Source organism: Silicimonas algicola (genome assembly GCF_003970735.1).
Taxonomy (GTDB): domain Bacteria; phylum Pseudomonadota; class Alphaproteobacteria; order Rhodobacterales; family Rhodobacteraceae; genus Silicimonas; species Silicimonas algicola.
Map to the genome: position 1 here is coordinate 604,394 of NZ_CP034588.1, position 17,254 is coordinate 621,647.

The 17,254-nt window shown below is 66.9% G+C and carries 16 protein-coding genes; 9 read left to right on the top strand and 7 right to left on the bottom strand.

Features of this window, described 5'->3' with window-relative positions:
- The first annotated feature begins 1 nt into the window (after position 1).
- From thrC to EF888_RS03035, 3 genes are read left to right on the top strand one after another with little or no spacing between them, the layout of a single operon-like run.
- The gene (gene thrC / locus EF888_RS03025) at positions 2 to 1,393 is read left to right on the top strand and encodes a threonine synthase (protein WP_109757387.1); all 1,392 of its coding nucleotides are present in this window, start codon (positions 2 to 4) and stop codon (positions 1,391 to 1,393) included.
- Positions 1,390 to 2,652, top strand: a complete 1,263-nt coding sequence (locus EF888_RS03030; protein WP_109757388.1) for a M16 family metallopeptidase — start codon at positions 1,390 to 1,392, stop codon at positions 2,650 to 2,652. The genes thrC and EF888_RS03030 overlap by 4 nt, the downstream gene beginning before the upstream one ends.
- Positions 2,652 to 3,233 (top strand): GNAT family N-acetyltransferase, encoded by a 582-nt coding sequence (locus EF888_RS03035; protein WP_109757389.1) that lies wholly within the window; start codon positions 2,652 to 2,654, stop codon positions 3,231 to 3,233. Before EF888_RS03030 ends, EF888_RS03035 begins: the two co-directional genes overlap by 1 nt.
- On the opposite strand, the gene EF888_RS03040 is transcribed toward EF888_RS03035, so the two are convergent.
- From EF888_RS03040 to EF888_RS03055, 4 genes are all read right to left on the bottom strand, one after another.
- Entirely contained in the window at positions 3,234 to 3,938 is a 705-nt protein-coding gene (locus EF888_RS03040; protein WP_109757390.1) for a helix-turn-helix transcriptional regulator, read from the bottom strand.
- Positions 3,939 to 3,942: 4 nt separating this feature from the next.
- On the bottom strand, positions 3,943 to 4,320 hold the full coding sequence (locus EF888_RS03045; protein WP_109757391.1) for a VOC family protein: 378 nt from the start codon (positions 4,318 to 4,320) through the stop codon (positions 3,943 to 3,945).
- Between the two features lie 61 nt (positions 4,321 to 4,381).
- On the bottom strand, positions 4,382 to 5,161 hold the full coding sequence (locus EF888_RS03050) for a hydroxypyruvate isomerase family protein (protein WP_164721558.1): 780 nt from the start codon (positions 5,159 to 5,161) through the stop codon (positions 4,382 to 4,384).
- Complete coding sequence (locus tag EF888_RS03055) at positions 5,158 to 5,757, bottom strand: DUF1285 domain-containing protein (RefSeq protein ID WP_109757393.1); 600 nt, start codon at positions 5,755 to 5,757, stop codon at positions 5,158 to 5,160. Before EF888_RS03055 ends, EF888_RS03050 begins: the two co-directional genes overlap by 4 nt.
- Before the next feature lie 60 nt (positions 5,758 to 5,817).
- On the opposite strand from EF888_RS03055, the gene EF888_RS03060 reads away from it, so the two are divergent.
- Genes EF888_RS03060 through EF888_RS03085 form a run of 6 tightly spaced genes read left to right on the top strand, consistent with a single transcriptional unit; the run spans position 5,818 to position 13,874 of the window.
- Positions 5,818 to 6,825, top strand: coding sequence for an AAA family ATPase (locus EF888_RS03060; protein ID WP_109757394.1), 1,008 nt, complete (start codon positions 5,818 to 5,820; stop codon positions 6,823 to 6,825).
- Positions 6,822 to 7,727 (top strand): DUF58 domain-containing protein, encoded by a 906-nt coding sequence (locus EF888_RS03065; RefSeq protein WP_420902652.1) that lies wholly within the window; start codon positions 6,822 to 6,824, stop codon positions 7,725 to 7,727. Before EF888_RS03060 ends, EF888_RS03065 begins: the two co-directional genes overlap by 4 nt.
- 31 nt (positions 7,728 to 7,758) lie before the next feature.
- Positions 7,759 to 10,527: a DUF4159 domain-containing protein gene (locus EF888_RS03070; RefSeq protein ID WP_109757395.1), complete on the top strand. Its 2,769-nt coding sequence runs from the start codon at positions 7,759 to 7,761 to the stop codon at positions 10,525 to 10,527.
- On the top strand, positions 10,524 to 12,593 hold the full coding sequence (locus EF888_RS03075) for a hypothetical protein (RefSeq protein WP_109757396.1): 2,070 nt from the start codon (positions 10,524 to 10,526) through the stop codon (positions 12,591 to 12,593). Before EF888_RS03070 ends, EF888_RS03075 begins: the two co-directional genes overlap by 4 nt.
- Positions 12,590 to 13,210, top strand: coding sequence for a DUF4893 domain-containing protein (locus EF888_RS03080; protein ID WP_109757397.1), 621 nt, complete (start codon positions 12,590 to 12,592; stop codon positions 13,208 to 13,210). Before EF888_RS03075 ends, EF888_RS03080 begins: the two co-directional genes overlap by 4 nt.
- 43 nt (positions 13,211 to 13,253) lie before the next feature.
- Positions 13,254 to 13,874 (top strand): hypothetical protein, encoded by a 621-nt coding sequence (locus EF888_RS03085; RefSeq protein ID WP_126918481.1) that lies wholly within the window; start codon positions 13,254 to 13,256, stop codon positions 13,872 to 13,874.
- 15 nt (positions 13,875 to 13,889) lie between these two features.
- Here the strand turns inward: EF888_RS03085 and trpB are convergent, their stop codons facing one another.
- The 3 genes from trpB to trpS form a co-directional block, all read right to left on the bottom strand.
- A complete protein-coding gene (gene trpB, locus EF888_RS03090; protein ID WP_109757399.1) occupies positions 13,890 to 15,119 on the bottom strand; it encodes a tryptophan synthase subunit beta in 1,230 nt (409 codons plus the stop codon).
- Between the two features lie 119 nt (positions 15,120 to 15,238).
- A complete protein-coding gene (locus EF888_RS03095; RefSeq protein WP_109757400.1) occupies positions 15,239 to 15,973 on the bottom strand; it encodes a VPLPA-CTERM sorting domain-containing protein in 735 nt (244 codons plus the stop codon).
- A 239-nt stretch (positions 15,974 to 16,212) separates the two neighbouring features.
- Positions 16,213 to 17,238: a tryptophan--tRNA ligase gene (gene trpS / locus EF888_RS03100; protein WP_109757401.1), complete on the bottom strand. Its 1,026-nt coding sequence runs from the start codon at positions 17,236 to 17,238 to the stop codon at positions 16,213 to 16,215.
- Positions 17,239 to 17,254 lie beyond the last annotated feature (16 nt).

Here is a 17,254-nt window from a genome sequence, read left to right on the forward strand (position 1 = left end):
CATGCGCTATGTCTCGACCCGGGGTCAGTCCCCGGCACTGTCCTTCGAGGACACGATGCTGACCGGCCTTGCGCCCGACGGCGGCCTCTACGTGCCCGAGACGGTGCCCGTGCTTTCGCCCGAGACCATCGCCCGGATGCATGCGATGGACTACGAGACGCTTGCGGTCGAGGTGATGCGGCCCTTCGTCGGCGACACCTTCGACGAGGACGAGCTGTCGGACATCGTGGCGCGCGCTTACGGCGAGTTCGGCCACGCGGCGCGCGCGCCCCTGAAGCAGCTCGACCGGGGGCTGTGGCTGATGGAGCTGTTCCACGGGCCGACGCTGGCGTTCAAGGACTTCGCGATGCAGGTCATCGGCCAGATGTTCCAGTCGGTGCTGACACGTCGGGGCGAGCGGATCACGATCGTGGGGGCCACCAGTGGCGACACCGGCTCGGCCGCCATCGAGGCCTTCCGGGGTCTGGACAACGTCGGCGTCTGCATCCTTTACCCGCATGGGCGGGTGTCCGAGGTTCAGCGCCGCCAGATGACGACGCCGGACGAGGCGAACGTCCACGCCCTGGCGGTCGAGGGAACATTCGACGATTGCCAGAGGCACCTGAAGGACATGTTCGCCGACCACGGATTCCGTGACGAGGTGCGGCTGGCGGCGGTGAACTCGATCAACTGGGCGCGGGTGCTGGCGCAGGTCGTCTACTACTGGTGGGCCGGGGCGGCGCTCGGCGATGCGACACGGAAGCTGAGTTTCTCGGTTCCCACCGGCAATTTCGGCGATATCTACGCGGGCTTCATCGCCAAGCGGATGGGTCTGCCGGTCGAGCGGCTGGTGATCGCCACCAACCGCAACGATATCCTGTGCAGCGCCGTGAACGAGGGCCGCTATGAAACGGGCGAGGTGCATCCGACGATCAGCCCGTCGATGGATATCCAGGTGTCGTCCAACTTCGAGCGGCTTCTGTTCGACGCGCTTGGTCGCGACGGGGCGGCCGTGGCGCGGCTGATGTCGGGACTGAAGCAGTCGGGCGGGTTCTCGTTGCCCGAGGGGGCTCTGGCAGAGATCCGGGCGCACTTCGACGCCGACAGCGTGGGTGAGGAGGAGACCGCCGAGGAGATCGCGAACACGCTGGCCGAGAGCGGCGAGCTGGTCTGTCCGCACACGGCCGTGGGCATCGACGTGGCGCGCACGCATCTCGATCTCAGCGTGCCGATGGTGGCTCTGGCGACGGCGCATCCGGCGAAGTTTCCCGATGCGGTCGAGGCGGCCACGGGAATTCGGCCGCCCCTTCCAAACCGCATGGCCGATCTGTATGACCGACCGGAACGGATGGCGCGGGTCGGCAACGACCTGTCCGCAATCCAGTCCGCCATCAGGGAGTTGCGCGCAAAGTGACGGTCGAGCTTCATCGCCTGCCGAATGGCGTCCGCGTCGTGACGGAGTACATGCCGAGCCTCGCCTCGGCCTCCATCGGGGTCTGGGTGGCGGCGGGCGGCCGCCACGAGCGGCTGGAACAGAACGGCATCGCGCATTTCCTCGAGCACATGGCCTTCAAGGGCACGACGACGCGCAGCGCGCTTCAGATCGCCGAGGCCATCGAGGACGTGGGTGGCTATATCAACGCCTATACCTCGCGCGAGATGACGGCCTATTACGCGCGGGTGCTGGGCGAGGACACCGGGCTGGCGCTGGATGTCCTGTCCGACATCGTGCTGAACCCTCAGTTCGACCCGCGCGAGATCGAGGTGGAGCGGCACGTCATCCTTCAGGAGATCGGGCAGGCCAACGACACGCCGGATGACATCATCTTCGATTGGTTGCAGGAGACGGCGTTTCCCGATCAGCCGCTCGGCCGTCCGATCCTCGGGCCGACCGAGCGCGTCTCAGGGTTCGGTGTGGACGATCTGTCGGGGTTCGTGCGCGAGCGCTATGCGCCGGGCAACCTGATCGTCGCGGGTGCGGGCGCTGTCGACCACGACGCCATCGTGCGGCTGGCCGAGGCGCGCTTCGGTCACCTGCAGCCGGTCGCGGCGTCCTCGACCGAGCCGGGCCGTTTCGGCGGCGGCGAGCACCGGGTGATGAAGACGCTCGAGCAGGCGCATGTGGCCATGGCCTTCGCCAGTCCCGGATACCGTCATTCGGACGTCTATGCCGCGCAGATTTTCGCCACCGCCATGGGCGGCGGCATGTCCTCGCGCCTGTTCCAGGAGGCGCGCGAGAAGCGCGGTCTGTGCTATTCCATCTTCGCGCAGACGGGCGCCTATTCGGACAGCGGACTACTGACGATTTATGCCGGCACGTCGGGCGAGGAGTTGGGCGATCTCGTCGATCTGACCGTCGAAGAATTGCGCCGCTCGGCCGACGACCTGAGCGAAGCGGAAATCGCGCGGGCACGGGCGCAACTGAAGGCGGGGCTGCTTATGGGCCTTGAGAGCCCGTCGAGCCGTGCCGAGCGCCTGGCGCGGCAGTTGTCGATCTGGGACCGGGTGCCGAGCATAGCCGAGACGGTCGAGCGCATCGATGCGGTCACGACGGCCGCGGCCCGGCGCATGGCCGAGGAGTTGGCGACCAGCCGCCGCGCCGCTCTGGCGCTTTATGGACCCGTCGAGGGGGCGCGCGATGTCGGCGACCTGACGGAGCGCCTGGCCGCCTGATGCTGCGCCTTCGCGGCAAGGTCCGGATCGACACCGAGCGGATGATCCTGCGGCCACCGATGCACTCGGATTATCGCTCGTGGTCGGGGCTGAGGCGGGACAGCTCCCGCTTTCTTCAGGTCTGGGAGCCGTCGTGGTCGCCGGATCACCTGACCCGCAAGGGGTTCATCAACCGCGTCTACTGGGCCAATCGCTCGATCACACAGGGCACGGCGCTGCCGCTGTTCCTAGTGCGGCGAACGGACGGCGGCGTCCTTGGGGCGATCACGCTGGACAACATTCGTCGCGGCCCCGCGCAGGCCGGGACGGTCGGCTACTGGATCGGCGAGCCCTATGCGCGGCAGGGTTACATGCGCGAGGCGCTGACGGCGGTGGTCCATCATGCCTTCACCGTCATGGACCTGTCGCGGATCGAAAGCGCCTGCCTGCCCGAGAACACAGCCTCGCGCGGGCTGCTGGAGAGGTGCGGCTACAAGTACGAGGGCGTCGCGCAAAGCTATCTTCAGATCAACGGGCGCTGGCGCAACCATGTGCTTTACGCGAACCTGCGCGGCGACCGGCGCGGACGGGTCGACGTCTGATCAGAGCGTCGTCGGCCGCTCGTGGCCAGCGGAGCACTGGCGGGCATAGAAATCCCGCAGCGTTTGACCGCGACTGGCCCTGAAGCCGTCGAGGGCTTGGGCGATGTCGATCCGGTCGGCACGGAACATGCGGAAATCGTTGCGCAACTCGCACCAGGCGACAAGCGTCCAGACCTTGCCCCAGAACCAGAGGCCGAGCGGCCGCAGGACGCGGCGCGTCTCGGTCCCGTCCTCGGTCCGGTAGACACAGTCGAGCCGCGTCGTTCCTTCGATGGCGCGCTGAAGCACGTCGAGCCGCGCGCGGGTGGCGTCATCGAGAACGGGCATCTGGAAGGCATAGACCTGAACCTGCTGCGCGCGGGCCCGGGCGTCTTCGGGGAGGACGGACTGGATCTTGACCAACGCCTCTTCGGCGGCCTGCGCCATCGCGGTGCCGCCCCAGGCCTGCATCAGTCGAGCGCCTGCGACGAGGGCGACGATTTCCTCGCGGGTGAACATCAGCGGCGGAAGGTCGAAGCCTTCCCGCATGACATAGCCCACGCCCGCCTCGCCTTCGACGGGAACGCCGGAGCCCACGAGGTCGGCGATGTCGCGATAGATGGTGCGCTCGCTGACCTCGAGCTTCTCGGCCAACGCGCGCGCCGTGGTCAGCCGACCGCCTCTCAGATGCTGGACGATCCGGAAGAGACGGTCGGCTCGGCGCATCGGGTCAGCCTTTCGAGCGCTCGAAGAGGCCGATGGAGTTGCCGTCGGGATCGAGGGCGTACTGGAACCGGCCGGGAGGGATCGAGATCGGATCGGACTTGAGCGTGCCGCCAGCCTTCCAGCAGCGTTCGGCGGCGGCCTCGAGCGTGTCGGGCACGTTGAGGTGCAAGGTCGGACCCGTCCCCGGTGCGGGCGGCGTACCGGGATAGAGGTGACCCGAGACGACTCCGGGTCCGTCCGAGAACATCGCCATCGGGTTGGGGCCGGTCTCGTCCCTGGTTATCTCGAAGCCGAAGACAGAGCCGTAGAAGGCCATCGCGCTGTCGAGGTTGCGGACCGGGATTTCGCCCCAGACGAGGGCATTGTCAGCAGTCTGTGTCATGGTGAGCGTCCTTTGCTTGGTTGGTGACGCTTCATGGCACAGGGCTCCTGACAGGGTTCTGTCAGGATGATGACGCGGGGTCCGGCAAAAGTTCAACGCCCATGATGTCTGCTGCACGCGCCATCCAGCTAAGGCTTTCGTGCGTCGGACCCTCGGGGTCGTATTCCGCCGCCACGACACCGGAATAGCCGGTGGCGACGATATGCTCGAGAAGATCCAGCACTTGTGCGTCGGGCCGCGTGCGGCCGGGCGGGCTGGAGATCTGAACGTGGGTCGAGATGTCGCCGACCGCGTCCCAAACGGCGCGTGCATCGCCGTGGATCATCGCGGCGTGGAAGCTGTCGTACTGAAGGCCGAGGTTCGGCGCACCGATCTCGCGGACGATCTCGGCGGCGAGGTGGACGTCGTTAAGGTAGTAGGCGGGCATCGACTGGGGACAGAGCGGTTCGAGCGTCAGATGGAGGTCGGGCGCCTCGGTCACCGCGCGGGAGAGGTTGCGGACGAGGGTGGCGCGGGCCTCGGGCGCGTCGGTCCTGCCCGACAGCACGTGCAGCTTGCCGCAGCCGGAGGCGCGGGCGTAGCTGGCGGCGGTGTCGAAGCTGCGGGCAAAGCGCGCTTCCTCGCCCGGAATGGCGGCACATCCGGTCAACTCTTCGCGGGGAGAGTTGATGAGGTCGAGCGTGAGCCCGACGTCCTCGATCGCGGCGCGCATGGCTTCGGCCTCGACCTCATAGGGTGCCAAGATCTCGACGGCACCGAAGCCCGCTTCGGCAGCCAGACGGGGACGTTCGATCAGCGGCGCTTCGGTGAAGAGCCAGGTCAGGTTGGCCGAGAGGATCACGGCAGTTCGTCTGCCGGGATGATGGGAAAGAACACTCCCGAGGACCGGACGCCGAACCAGCGTTCCCCCTCGTGTTCGGCGCGTTCGCCGACCTCGACGAGGCGGTAGAAGCTCTTGCGGTCGATCAACGCCTCGAGCTTGGCCCGGATCAGGATGTAGGGCGAGGGTTCACCGGTTTCCGGGTCGCGCTCGACGCGGATGGGGTGGTCAGGCCCAGCCACGGCCTCGTCGCCCAGGTTCGTCACGAAGGTCAGCGTTTGCTCTGGCCCTTTTCCCGCGACACGGAAGTCGACCGCCACGAAGGGCGCGTCATCGACGGTAATGCCGACCTTCTCGACCGGAGTGACGAGGACGTAGCGGTCGTCGTCCTTGCGGAGAATCGTCGAGAAGAGGCGCACGAGTTCGGGTCGGCCAATGGGCGTACCCATGTAGAACCACGTCCCGTCGCGGGCGATCCTCATGTCGAGATCGCCGCAGTCGGGGGGATCCCACAGATGGACCGGCGGCAAACCGCGCGAAGAAGCGGCACGAGCGCTTTTCGCCAGTCCTTCCGCGCTTGGCATCACGGGGTTTTGAGCGTCATCCGCTTTTGTCATTTGTGCCCGGCGAGATACTTCGGTCTACTAGCTATCATAGAACGCACGGGAGAGATTACCATGTCCGAGAGCGCCGATCTGGTCGCCGGCATCGAAGCCTTGGGCGGCCGGCTGGCCGACGCCAAGTCCAGCATCACGCGCCGTTTCATCGGTCAGGAACGGGTCGTCGACCTGGTGCTGTCGGCGATCCTCTGCGGCGGACACGGGCTTCTGGTAGGCCTGCCGGGACTGGGCAAGACGCGACTTGTGGACACGCTTTCGACGGTCCTCGGTCTGGACGGAAAGCGGGTGCAGTTCACTCCGGATCTGATGCCGGCCGATATACTTGGTTCCGAGGTGCTTGAAACCGGCACCGACGGCAGCCGGGCGTTCAAGTTCATTCGCGGTCCGATCTTCTGCCAGCTTCTGATGGCCGACGAGATCAACCGCGCCTCGCCCCGGACCCAGTCGGCGCTGCTGCAGGCCATGCAGGAGAAATCGGTGACGGTGGCGGGCGCGCCGCATCCTCTGCCGCGCCCCTTCCACGTTCTCGCCACGCAGAACCCGATCGAGCAGGAGGGCACCTATCCGCTGCCCGAGGCGCAGCTCGACCGGTTCCTCGTCCAGATCGACGTGCCCTATCCCGACCGCGACACCGAGCGCGACATTCTTCTGGCCACCACGGGTGCCGTGGAGGCGGAGTCGACGCGTGTCTTCGAGGCCGACGAGCTGATCGCGGCGCAGAACCTGGTCCGGCGGATGCCCGTGGGCGAGAGCGTCGTGGAGCTGATCCTCGACCTGGTGCGCGGCTGCCGGCCCGAGGAGCCGGGCGCGTTGCCCGTCGTGCGCGACAGTGTCGGCTGGGGTCCCGGACCCCGGGCGGCGCAGGCGCTCATGCTGACCGTCCGGGCGCGTGCGCTTCTGGAAGGGCGGCTGGCACCCTCGGCCTCCGACGTGGCCGCGATGGCGGTGCCGGTCCTGACGCACCGGATGGCGCTGTCCTTCGCCGCCCGCGCGCGCGGGCTGACGCTGGCCGAGGTCATCGACGCCGTTACGCGCGACGTGACGCGCATCGAGGCCGCCGCGTGATCGAGACTGCCCGCCTTTCCGACCCCGACGCACCGGCCCGGCTTCGCCGCGACGCCGAGACGCTGGCCGGTCCGCTGCCTCCCCTTCTGGCGGCGGCCGAGCACCTGGCGTCGAGCGTCATGCCGGGGCAGCACGGGCGGCGCAGGGTTGGGCAGGGCGACGAGTTCTGGCAATACCGGCCCAGCCACGCGGGCGATGAGGCACGCGCGATCGACTGGCGGCGTTCGGCCCGGTCGGACGATGCGCTTTTCGTTCGCGAGAAGGAATGGCAGGCGGCGCAGTCCGTGTCGCTCTGGCTCGACATGGGGCGGTCGATGGACTTCGCCTCGACCCGCAACCTGCCCACCAAGGCCGACGAGGCGCGGCGTCTTTCCCTGGCGCTTTGCGTGCTGCTCGTCAGGGGCGGCGAGAGGGTGGGCTTGACCAACATGGGCCTTCCGCCGCGCGCGGGTCAGTTGCAGTTGATGCGTCTGACCGATGCGCTGGCGCGGGGCGAGGACGAGGCGGATTACGCCGCTCCCGACCTGCGCGGCGCGCCGTCGCGGTCGCGCGCGGTCTTCGTCTCGGACTTCCTGGGCGACATGGAGCCCGTGACGATGGCCCTCGCCGCGGCTGCTGACAGGGGCATCGACGGTGTCCTCCTGCAGATCCTCGACCCGCAGGAGGAAGCTTTTCCCTTCGATGGGCGAACCATATTCGAAAGCGTCGGCGGAACGATGCGCCATGAAACGCTGAAGGCGGGCGACCTGCGCGACCGCTACCTCGATCGTCTGGCCGAGCGGAAGGACCAGCTTTCGACGCTCGCTCGCCGCACAGGCTGGCAGTACGACCTGCATCGTACGGGCACGCCGGCCCCCGGTGCGCTTCTCTGGCTCTACACGGCTCTGGAGCGAGCGCATTGACCGTCGCTGACCGCCCCCGGGAGCACGGCTGATGTTCATGCTTGGCCCCCTTGGTTTCCTGGCGCCCTGGCTTCTGTTGGGCCTCGTCATGCTGCCGATCCTGTGGCTTCTGCTTCGCGCCGTGCCGCCCGCGCCGATCCGCAGGCGGTTTCCCGGCGTGGCGCTTCTTCTCGGGCTTACGGACGACGAGACGCAGACCGACCGGACGCCCTGGTGGCTTCTCTTGTTGCGCACCATCGCAATCGCGGCGGCCATCATCGGCTTTGCGGGTCCGATCCTTAATCCCAAGGCCGACGCCGGGGGAACCGGGCCGCTTCTGGTGCTCGTCGACGACACCTGGGCGGCGGCGCAGGACTGGAACCAGCGGATCGACCGGATCGAGACCCTTCTGGTCGAGGCGACGCAGGCCGGGCGGGAAACCGCGGTGGTGGCGGTCTCGGACCTGACCCCGGACGCGGCGATTCCTTTCCGTGCCGCGCAGGACTGGAGCGCGACGCTGCCGATGCTGGAGCCGAAGCCCTGGATGCCCGAGGCCGAGGCCGTCACGGCCTGGGCCGAGGAACTGAGCGGCGGGTTCGACACCTTCTGGCTGTCCGACGGCGTGGACCAGCCGTGGCGCTCGGCACTTCTCGACAGCCTTCAGGATCGGGGCGCGGTTTCGGTCTTCGAGGCGGCGCGCCCGGTCGTTGCGTTGAAGCCCGCCGTCTTCGAAGATGGCGCGATCCGACTGAGTGCAATCCGCAACCGGACAGGGTCCGAGGCTGAGATCAGCGTCGCCGCCCACGGGCTCGACCCGGCCGGCATCCCGCGCCAGCTTGCCACCGTCGACATCGCCTTCGCGGCGGGCGAGGCCGAGGCGTCCGCGCTTCTGTCGCTGCCAGCCGAGCTGCGCAATCGCGTGACCCGGTTCGAAATCTCGGGCGCACGGTCTGCGGGAGCGGTGACGCTTGGCGACGACAGTCTCCGCCGCCGCGAGATCGCCATCGTGGCCGCGCGGGACGAACGCGAGGGTCTCCAGCTTCTGTCGCAGACGCACTACCTCGAACAGGCGCTGGAGCCGAACGCCGACCTGATTCACGGGGCGATTTCGGACCTGGTGCTGGCGAACCCCGACGTGATCGTCCTGGCGGATGTCGTGTCGCTTGCGGGCGCCGAGGCCGAAGCGCTGGAGGAGTGGACGCGCAAGGGCGGCCTTCTGGTGCGCTTCGCCGGTCCGCGGCTGGCGGCGTCCGACCTGGGGCGCGAGGCAGAGGACGTTCTCATGCCCGTGCGGCTGCGCGCAGGCGGGCGGACCGTGGGCGGCGCGATGAGTTGGGGAGAGCCCAAGGCGCTGCGGACGTTTTCGGCCGAGAGCCCGTTCTTCGGCTTGCCCATCCCCGAGGACGTGACGGTGTCGAGCCAGGTCATGGCCCAGCCCGACCCGACACTGGCGGAACGCACCATCGCGACGCTCGCGGACGGGACACCCCTTGTGACGCGCAAGCGTCTGGATCTCGGGCAGGTCGTCCTGTTCCACGTCACCGCGAATGCCGAATGGTCGACGCTGCCGCTTTCGGGGCTCTTCGTGCAGATGCTCGAGCGGCTGGCCGTGTCGACGCGCCTCGCCGCGCTCGAACCCGGCGATCTTGTCGGGACGACCTGGACCCTGGATCAGGCGGTGACGGGCTTTGGAGAAGTGGTCGATGCCGGGACGACCCCGGGCATTGCGGGCGAACGTCTGGCGGGCGAAGCGCCCGGGCCGGAGTTGCCGCCAGGCCTTTATGCCGGTGAGACGCGGCGCATCGCGCTGAATGCCGTGGCCGAGGATATGAGCCTGGCCCCGGTGGTCTGGCCGGGCGACGTGACGGTGGAAGGATTTGCCGTGGCCGAGGAACTGCCTCTGAAGGGCGCGCTCTTGTCTCTGGCCCTGCTGGCCCTGATGATCGACGTCTTCGCCACTCTCCTCCTCTCGGGCAGGCTGTCGCGACAGGCGACGGCGGCGGCGCTGGTCGTGCTGGCGATGGCGCTGCCCGCTCCCCGTGCCGAGGCTCAGGAGGAGCTCGACGTAGAACGCCTGATCGCCGCCACTTCGGAGGTGACGCTCGCGCATGTCGTCACCGGCGACGCGGCGGTGGACGAGGCGGCCCAGGCGGGGATGCAAGGGCTGTCGCAGGTCCTGTTCCGGCGGACGTCGATCGAGCCGGGCGAACCCGTGGCGGTGAACCTCGAGACCGACGAGCTTTCGGTGTATCCGTTTCTCTACTGGCCCATCACCGAACAGCAGCCGCGCCCCTCGGAGGAAGCCTATGAGAAGCTGAACCTCTATCTGAGGACCGGGGGCCTGATCCTGTTCGACACGCGCGACGCGGGCACGGCCGGGTTCACGAACGGCAGCCCCAATGGGCGCAAGCTTCAGCAGCTCGCTCTTCCGCTGGACATTCCGCCTCTCGAGCCGATCCCGGCGGATCACGTCCTGACGCGGACCTTCTATCTCCTCCAGGACTTTCCCGGCCGCCATATAAGCCGCGACGTCTGGGTCGAGGCCGCACCCGCCGATGCGCAGCAGGCCGAGGGGATGCCGTTCCGGAACCTCAACGACAACGTGACACCCGTGGTGATCGGCGGGAACGACTGGGCCACGGCCTGGGCGTCGGATGAAAACGGTCGGCCCCTTTATCCCGTGGGTCGCGGTTTTGCGGGCGAGAGACAGCGCGAGATGGCCTATCGTTTCGGAGTGAACCTCGTGATGCATGTGCTCACCGGCAACTATAAGTCGGACCAGGTTCACGTCCCCGCCCTTCTTGACAGGCTTGGCCAATGACGTCCGGAAGCGTGATCTTCGACCCTCTTCTGCCGTGGCCCGTGCTTTGGGTCGCCTGCGGGCTGGCTGCGCTGTTCATCGGGCTTGCGCTGTGGCGCGGCCTCAAGGGATGGGGCCTTCGCGCCCTTGCGCTGGCGGCCGTCCTTCTGGCCATCGCGAATCCGTCGCTTCAGATCGAGGACCGTGATCCCCTGACCGACATCGTCGTTCTCGTCGTGGACGAGAGCGCCAGCCAGGGCATCGACGTCCGGCCCGAGCAGATCGCGTCGGCCATCGCAGGCGTCGAGGCTGAAGTCGCGCAGCTTCCCAACACAGAACTGAAGATCGTGCGCATGGGTGACAGCGACGGCAACCGCGGATCTCTGGTGATGGAGGCGCTCTCGACCGCGCTGGCGGATGAACCGCGCGCCAGGCTGGCGGGGGCGATCCTGTTGACCGACGGACAGGTCCACGACATCGAGCGGATGCCCGACATGCCCGCTCCCCTGCACACCCTTCTGACAGGTGAGGACAACGATTGGGACCGCCGTCTTGTCGTGCGCAACGCGCCGGCCTTCGCGATCATCGGCGAGCCCGTTACGCTGACGCTGAGGGTCGAGGACCAGGGTGCGGTCCCTGATTTGCCCGGGCTGGCGGAAATCGAGATCTCGGTCGACGGCTACGAGCCGCAGGTCTTTCAGGTCCCGATCGGCGAGGACCTGGAACTGCCAATCACGCTTCAGCACGGCGGCATGAACGTGATCCAGCTTGTCCTTCCGGAACAGGAGGGTGAGCTGACCAACCGCAACAACGCCGCCGCCATCCAGATCAACGGCGTCCGCGACCGTCTGCGCGTTCTCCTCGTCTCGGGCGAGCCGCACGCGGGCGAGCGGACCTGGCGCAACCTGCTGAAGTCCGACGCCTCGGTCGATCTGGTCCACTTCACCATCCTGCGTCCGCCCGAAAAGCAGGACGGTGTGCCGGTCAACGAGCTGTCGCTGATCGCCTTCCCGACGCGGGAGCTGTTTCTCGACAAGATCAGCGAGTTCGACCTCATCATCTTCGACCGCTACAAGCGGCGGGGCATCCTGCCGACGCTCTATTTCGACAACGTTCGTCAGTATGTCATGGACGGCGGTGCGCTTCTTGTTGCCGCCGGTCCCGACTTCGCTTCGGCGGATTCGATCTATCGGACGCCACTGGCCGATATCCTGCCGGCGGAGCCGACCGGGCGGGTAAGAGACGAGCTGTTCCTGCCGAAGGTGACCGAGATCGGCGAGCGGCATCCGGTGACGGAAGGACTGACGCCGCCCGACGACGAGACGGCCGAGGACGCCTTGCCCTGGGGTCGATGGATGCGGCTTGTCGATGTTTCGCCCCTTCGAGGTGACGTGGTGATGTCTGGGGCGGAGGATCGGCCCCTCTTGATGCTCGACCGCCCCGGCGAGGGTCGCGTGGCGCTGCTGGCCTCGGATCACGCCTGGCTCTGGTCGCGCGGCTTCGAGGGCGGCGGGCCGCAGCTGGAACTGTTGCGGCGGCTGGCGCACTGGATGATGAAGGAGCCGGATCTGGAGGAGGAGGCACTGACCGCCACCGCCGAGGGTCAGACCATGACCATCACGCGCCGCACGCTCGGCGATGCGGTGGGCGAGGTCGAGATCACCGGTCCTGATGGCAGCGTCGTGATGGTGCCGCTCGAGGAGGTCTCGCCGGGACGTTTTTCGGCCGATTGGACCGGCCCCGAGATGGGTCTCTACCGTCTCAAGGAAGGCGACATGGAAAGCGTCGTCGCCCTGGGGCCCGCAGCGCCCAAGGAATTCGAGGAGACGCTGGCGACGCCCGACGTTCTGGCCGAGGCGGTGGCTGCGACCTCGGGCGGCATCCATCGCATCTCGGATGGTATCCCCGACATCCGGCGCACGCGCGAAGGTCGCGCCGCCACCGGGCGAGGCTGGATCGGTATTACCCCGCGCGAGGCCTATCTGACGGCCGACATCCGTGTGTCGCCGCTTCTTCCGGCCTGGGCGATGCTTCTGATCGCCTCGATGCTGGCCATAGGGGCGTGGCTCTGGGAGGGCCGGCGGTGAAGCCAGCGGTCGCCGCCGCGATCCTCATCCTGGCTTTACCGGCCTCCGCCGATCCGGTCCGACCGATGGACGAAACGCGGCTGGCCGATCTCGACGCCCTTCTCGGCTCGACACTGCGGGGCGCCTTCGCCTCGGGGACACCAAGCGACATCGCTATTCTGGTCGAGGCTTTGGAAGGCGAAGCCGGAGCACCCGAGAGTCTTGAGGGCGAGTGGCGCTGCCGCTGGCTGAAGATGGGCGACCTTGTGCCTCTGGTCGTCTACCCTGACTTCGCCTGCCGGATGGAGGACACGCAGTCGGGTTGGCGCATCGAGAAGGTCACGGGGTCACAGCGCTTCACGGGAACGCTGGAAGAGCAGGAGGGCGGGATCGTCTTCACGGGCGTCGCCTTTACCTCGGGTGGACCCGCAACCGACTATGCGGGACTGCCGCCCGACAGCCAGGAGCCCGTGGAGCCCGGCCAGACGGTCGCAATGGTGGGTCTCTTCGAGCAGGTAGGTCCCAGGCGGGCCAGGATTCTTCTTCCGGACCCGATCCTGGAAAGCCGCTTCGACATCATCCAGCTGACACGCGGCGCGGCGACCCGGTACGCGCTCCGGAGCTGCGCCAAAATTTAGACTGAATTTAAGCTTAACGTTTGCGCGCTAGCGGGAGAATCCTATGCGTGCGAGTAAAGATTTGATCAGTCTTGAAACGGAGTGGGGCATCTCGGTCAGCGAGGCCATGCCGCGCAAGGGGCCGGCGGACTATGCTCTCTATTTCGTCAGCATCGTCTTCCTGATCTTTGCCTCCCTCGTGATGCTTCCTCCCCTTGTTGCGCTGATCCTCCTTCCCCGAAGCGATGGTCTGTTCCTTGAGCTATCAGTCGTCGCTGCCTTGTTCGCGGCAGGCTTCTTCCTGCGGCACCTGTCGCGCCGGGGCCCGAAGAACGCGCTTCAGATCGACCGCGCGTCGGGAGAAGTCCGCTTGGGGTCGGTCGACACCAAGGGTGTCTTCGTCCGACACCGCGTCTGCCCCCTGACGGCGATCGAGCGGATCGAGGTCGACAGCGACTCGCGCGAATTGCGTCTGGTGATGAACGGCCAGACGGCGAACATCCGGCTTGCCACGCGTAACACCGAAATGCTGGAGCGCGTCGCCGACGAGATCTGGGTCGCACGCGAAAAGGCGCGCGCCCTTCCGATCCGCTCGCGGCTGCAAAGCAAGCTCTTCGGAATCGAGGCCTCGGCACGCGAACTGTCGAAGCGCGTCAAGTCGCGGGTCCGCAGCCGGGCGGTCTGACCGCCCGGGCGGACCTCAGAGCTGTCCCATGTCCCAGCCAAGGGCGCGCGCGACGGTGAAGATATCCTTGTCGCCCCGGCCACACATGTTCATGCAGATGATGTGATCGGGCGGCAGGTCCGGCGCGATCTTCATCACATGCGCAAGGGCGTGCGACGGCTCGAGAGCGGGAATGATGCCTTCCATCTCGCAGCAGAGCTTGAACGCCTCAAGCGCCTCGGCATCGGTGATCGCGACGTATTCCGCCCGCCCGACCTCGTGCAGCCAGGAGTGCTCGGGGCCTATGCCCGGATAATCCAGACCGGCCGAGATCGAGAAGCCCTCGAGGATCTGGCCGTCCGCGTCCTGGAGGAGATAGGTCCGGTTGCCATGAAGGACGCCGGGACGTCCGCCGGTGAGCGAGGCGCAATGCTCCATCTTCTCGTTGACGCCCTTGCCGCCGGCCTCCACGCCGATGATCCGAACCTCCTTGTCGTCGAGGAACGGGAAGAAGAGGCCCATGGCGTTCGAGCCTCCGCCAATGGCGGCGATGATGGTGTCGGGCAGGCGGCCCTCGGCCTCCATCATCTGCTCTTTCGCTTCTTTCCCGATGATCGACTGGAAGTCGCGGACCATGGCCGGATAGGGGTGCGGGCCGGCGACCGTGCCGATGCAGTAGAAGGTGTCGCGGACGTTCGTGACCCAGTCGCGGAGCGCGTCGTTCATCGCGTCCTTAAGAGTGCCGCGTCCACTTGTCACCGGGATCACTTCGGCGCCCAGAAGCTTCATGCGGAAGACGTTCGGCTTCTGTCGCTCGACGTCGTGCGCCCCCATGTAGACGACGCACTTCAGGCCGAACTTGGCGCAGACCGTCGCCGTGGCGACACCGTGCTGGCCCGCGCCGGTTTCGGCGATGATCCGCGTCTTGCCCATTCGACGAGCGAGGATGATCTGGCCGAGCACGTTGTTGATCTTGTGCGCGCCGGTGTGGTTCAGCTCGTCGCGCTTCATGTAGACCTTGGCGCCGCCGAGGTGATCGGTCAGGCGTTCGGCGAAATAAAGCGGCGAGGGCCGGCCGACGTAGTGCTTCCAGAGGAAGTCCATCTCGGCCCAGAAGCTGTCGTCGGTCTTGGCGCGCTCGTACTCGGCCTCGAGATCGAGGATCAGCGGCATCAGCGTCTCGGACACGAAGCGTCCGCCGAAGATGCCGAAGCGACCATTCTCGTCCGGGCCGGTCTTGTAGCTGTTGGTCAGGTCGTTGGCCATCGTGTCACCTCGCAGTTGACGCCCGGTCTATCCGCCGGGGCGTGCGAGGTAAATGGGCCCCCGAACGCGAAACGGCGGGGCATGGCCCCGCCGTCGCGACGTGAGAGGATCGGGTGGGGTCAGGCGCGCTTGCGTCGAACGAAGCCGAGGACGCCGAGACCGGCCAGGAGGAGGGGCATGCCCGCGGGAAGCGGGACTTCGGACATATCGGGCGTATCGACCGGCGCGATGTCGCCGGCGACCGCCAGGTTGTCGAGGTCGGTCCGGAAGAGCGTCGTTCCCAGAAGACCGCCGCCTGTCAGGCCGGTGTAGTCGACGACCATGCGAGTGAAGATGTCGGTCCCGCGCGCCAGGCCTTCGCGGATCACACCGTCAAGGTAGGTTACGCCGATGGCTCCCTCGAGGGCATCGCCGCCCGTCGTCGAATAGCCGTAGCCGATCTTGGTGCCGAGCGTGTCGCCGCGCGTTCCGTCGTTGATGCCCGACAGGATGTCGAAGACGGCGTTCCCCGTTGCCGCGTTCAGCTCCAGGGAGGCGAGGCTCATCGAGGTGACGAGATTGTAGCTGCCCGTCGAGAAGGTCAGATCGAGGCCCGATCCCGAAACGCCGCCAAGAAGGCCCGAGATGGTGCCCCAGGTCAGCGTCTCGGTCAGACCGCCGACATAGGTCGCGATGACCGTCATGCCGTCGATCTCGTCGCCGTCCACGCTGGTGTTGGTATCGAAGCCGTTCTGTGTGACGTGAAGATCGCCTTCGTCAGTGGCGATATTGACCGTGGCAGCCGAAGCCGAGGCCGCCATGAAGGCGAGGGCAATTGCCGCTGCGCCTGTCTTCAAAAGGTCATTGCTTGCCATCGTCACTCTCCCTACTGAGAAAAATCAAGGGCTTGATAGACTGGCTGCTTTTCATGGGACAAGACCTTTGTGGCAATGTCGGCACCTTTCGGCCCGATTCCGCCCTGAGCTGGGGCAAATATGTAACGGTCCCGGCGAGCGGGAATTCATTGTATCCAGGCGCGAAACGATGCTGCGAAAAGTAAGGCGGTTTCGTGGCGACGTCGATCGGGCACGCTTCCCAGCCACTAATCGCGGGCTCAGGACGACCGGATCAGGCCCACGATCTCGTGCGTACGGTCGAGGATGGGCGCTGCGATCTCGCGCGCACGCGCTGCCCCGTTGCCGAGGATGCGGTCGATCTCGCCCGGATCCGCCAGCAGTCGCGTCATCTCGCCGGTGATGGGAGCAAGTGTCTCGACCGCCACGTCCGCGAGCGCGGGCTTGAACTGGCCCCAGCCTGCGCCGCCGTGCTCGGCCATGACATCGTCCGTCGTGCGGCCCGAGAGCGCGGCATAGATGTCGACGAGGTTCCGCGCTTCGGGACGGTCTTTCAGCTCGGCATAGCTTGCGGGCAGGGGCTCGGGGTCGGTTCTGGCCTTGCGGAACTTCTGGGCGATGGTGTCGGCGTCGTCCGAAAGGTTGATGCGGCTCATGTCCGAGGGGTCGGACTTGGACATCTTTTTCGTCCCGTCCCGCAAGGACATTACGCGCGTGGCAGGACCTTCGATGACGGGCTCGGTAATCGGAAAGAAGTCCACGCCGTAGTCGTGGTTGAACTTCGCCGCGATGTCGCGCGTGAGCTCGAGATGCTGCTTCTGGTCCTCGCCAACGGGAACATGGGTCGCGTGGTAGGCCAGGATGTCTGCGGCCATCAGCGCGGGATAGGCGAAGAGGCCGAGCGAGGCGTTTTCGCTGTTCTTGCCGGCCTTGTCCTTCCACTGGGTCATCCGACCCATCCATCCCATGCGGGCGACGCAGTTGAAAATCCATGCAAGCTCGGCGTGGGCAGGCACCTGGCTCTGGTTGAAGAGGATGGACCGCGCCGGATCGACGCCCGCCGCCATGAAAGCGGCCGCCGCCTCGCGGGTCTGGCGGCGCAGGTCGTCCGGGTTCTGCCAGACGGTGATCGCGTGAAGGTCGACCATGCAGTAGATGCACTCGTGCGTTCCGGCGTCCTGCATCTCGACGAAACGCTTGAGTGCGCCGAGGTAGTTGCCGAGCGTCAGGCCGCCCGATGGCTGGATGCCCGAGAAGACGCGCGGGGTGAACTGCGCCTGTGTCATGGATCGGTCCTCTGGA

Coding starts and splice junctions, on each gene's coding strand:
- EF888_RS03070 (WP_109757395.1), top strand. CDS start 7,759: ATGTTCATGCTTGGCCCCCTTGGTTTCCTGGCGCCCTGGCTTCTGTTG.
- EF888_RS03075 (WP_109757396.1), top strand. CDS start 10,524: ATGACGTCCGGAAGCGTGATCTTCGACCCTCTTCTGCCGTGGCCCGTG.
- EF888_RS03035 (WP_109757389.1), top strand. CDS start 2,652: ATGCTGCGCCTTCGCGGCAAGGTCCGGATCGACACCGAGCGGATGATC.
- EF888_RS03085 (WP_126918481.1), top strand. CDS start 13,254: ATGCGTGCGAGTAAAGATTTGATCAGTCTTGAAACGGAGTGGGGCATC.
- thrC (WP_109757387.1), top strand. CDS start 2: ATGCGCTATGTCTCGACCCGGGGTCAGTCCCCGGCACTGTCCTTCGAG.
- trpB (WP_109757399.1), bottom strand. CDS start 15,119: ATGGCCAACGACCTGACCAACAGCTACAAGACCGGCCCGGACGAGAAT.
- trpS (WP_109757401.1), bottom strand. CDS start 17,238: ATGACACAGGCGCAGTTCACCCCGCGCGTCTTCTCGGGCATCCAGCCA.
- EF888_RS03045 (WP_109757391.1), bottom strand. CDS start 4,320: ATGACACAGACTGCTGACAATGCCCTCGTCTGGGGCGAAATCCCGGTC.
- EF888_RS03095 (WP_109757400.1), bottom strand. CDS start 15,973: ATGGCAAGCAATGACCTTTTGAAGACAGGCGCAGCGGCAATTGCCCTC.
- EF888_RS03055 (WP_109757393.1), bottom strand. CDS start 5,757: ATGACAAAAGCGGATGACGCTCAAAACCCCGTGATGCCAAGCGCGGAA.
- EF888_RS03060 (WP_109757394.1), top strand. CDS start 5,818: ATGTCCGAGAGCGCCGATCTGGTCGCCGGCATCGAAGCCTTGGGCGGC.
- EF888_RS03040 (WP_109757390.1), bottom strand. CDS start 3,938: ATGCGCCGAGCCGACCGTCTCTTCCGGATCGTCCAGCATCTGAGAGGC.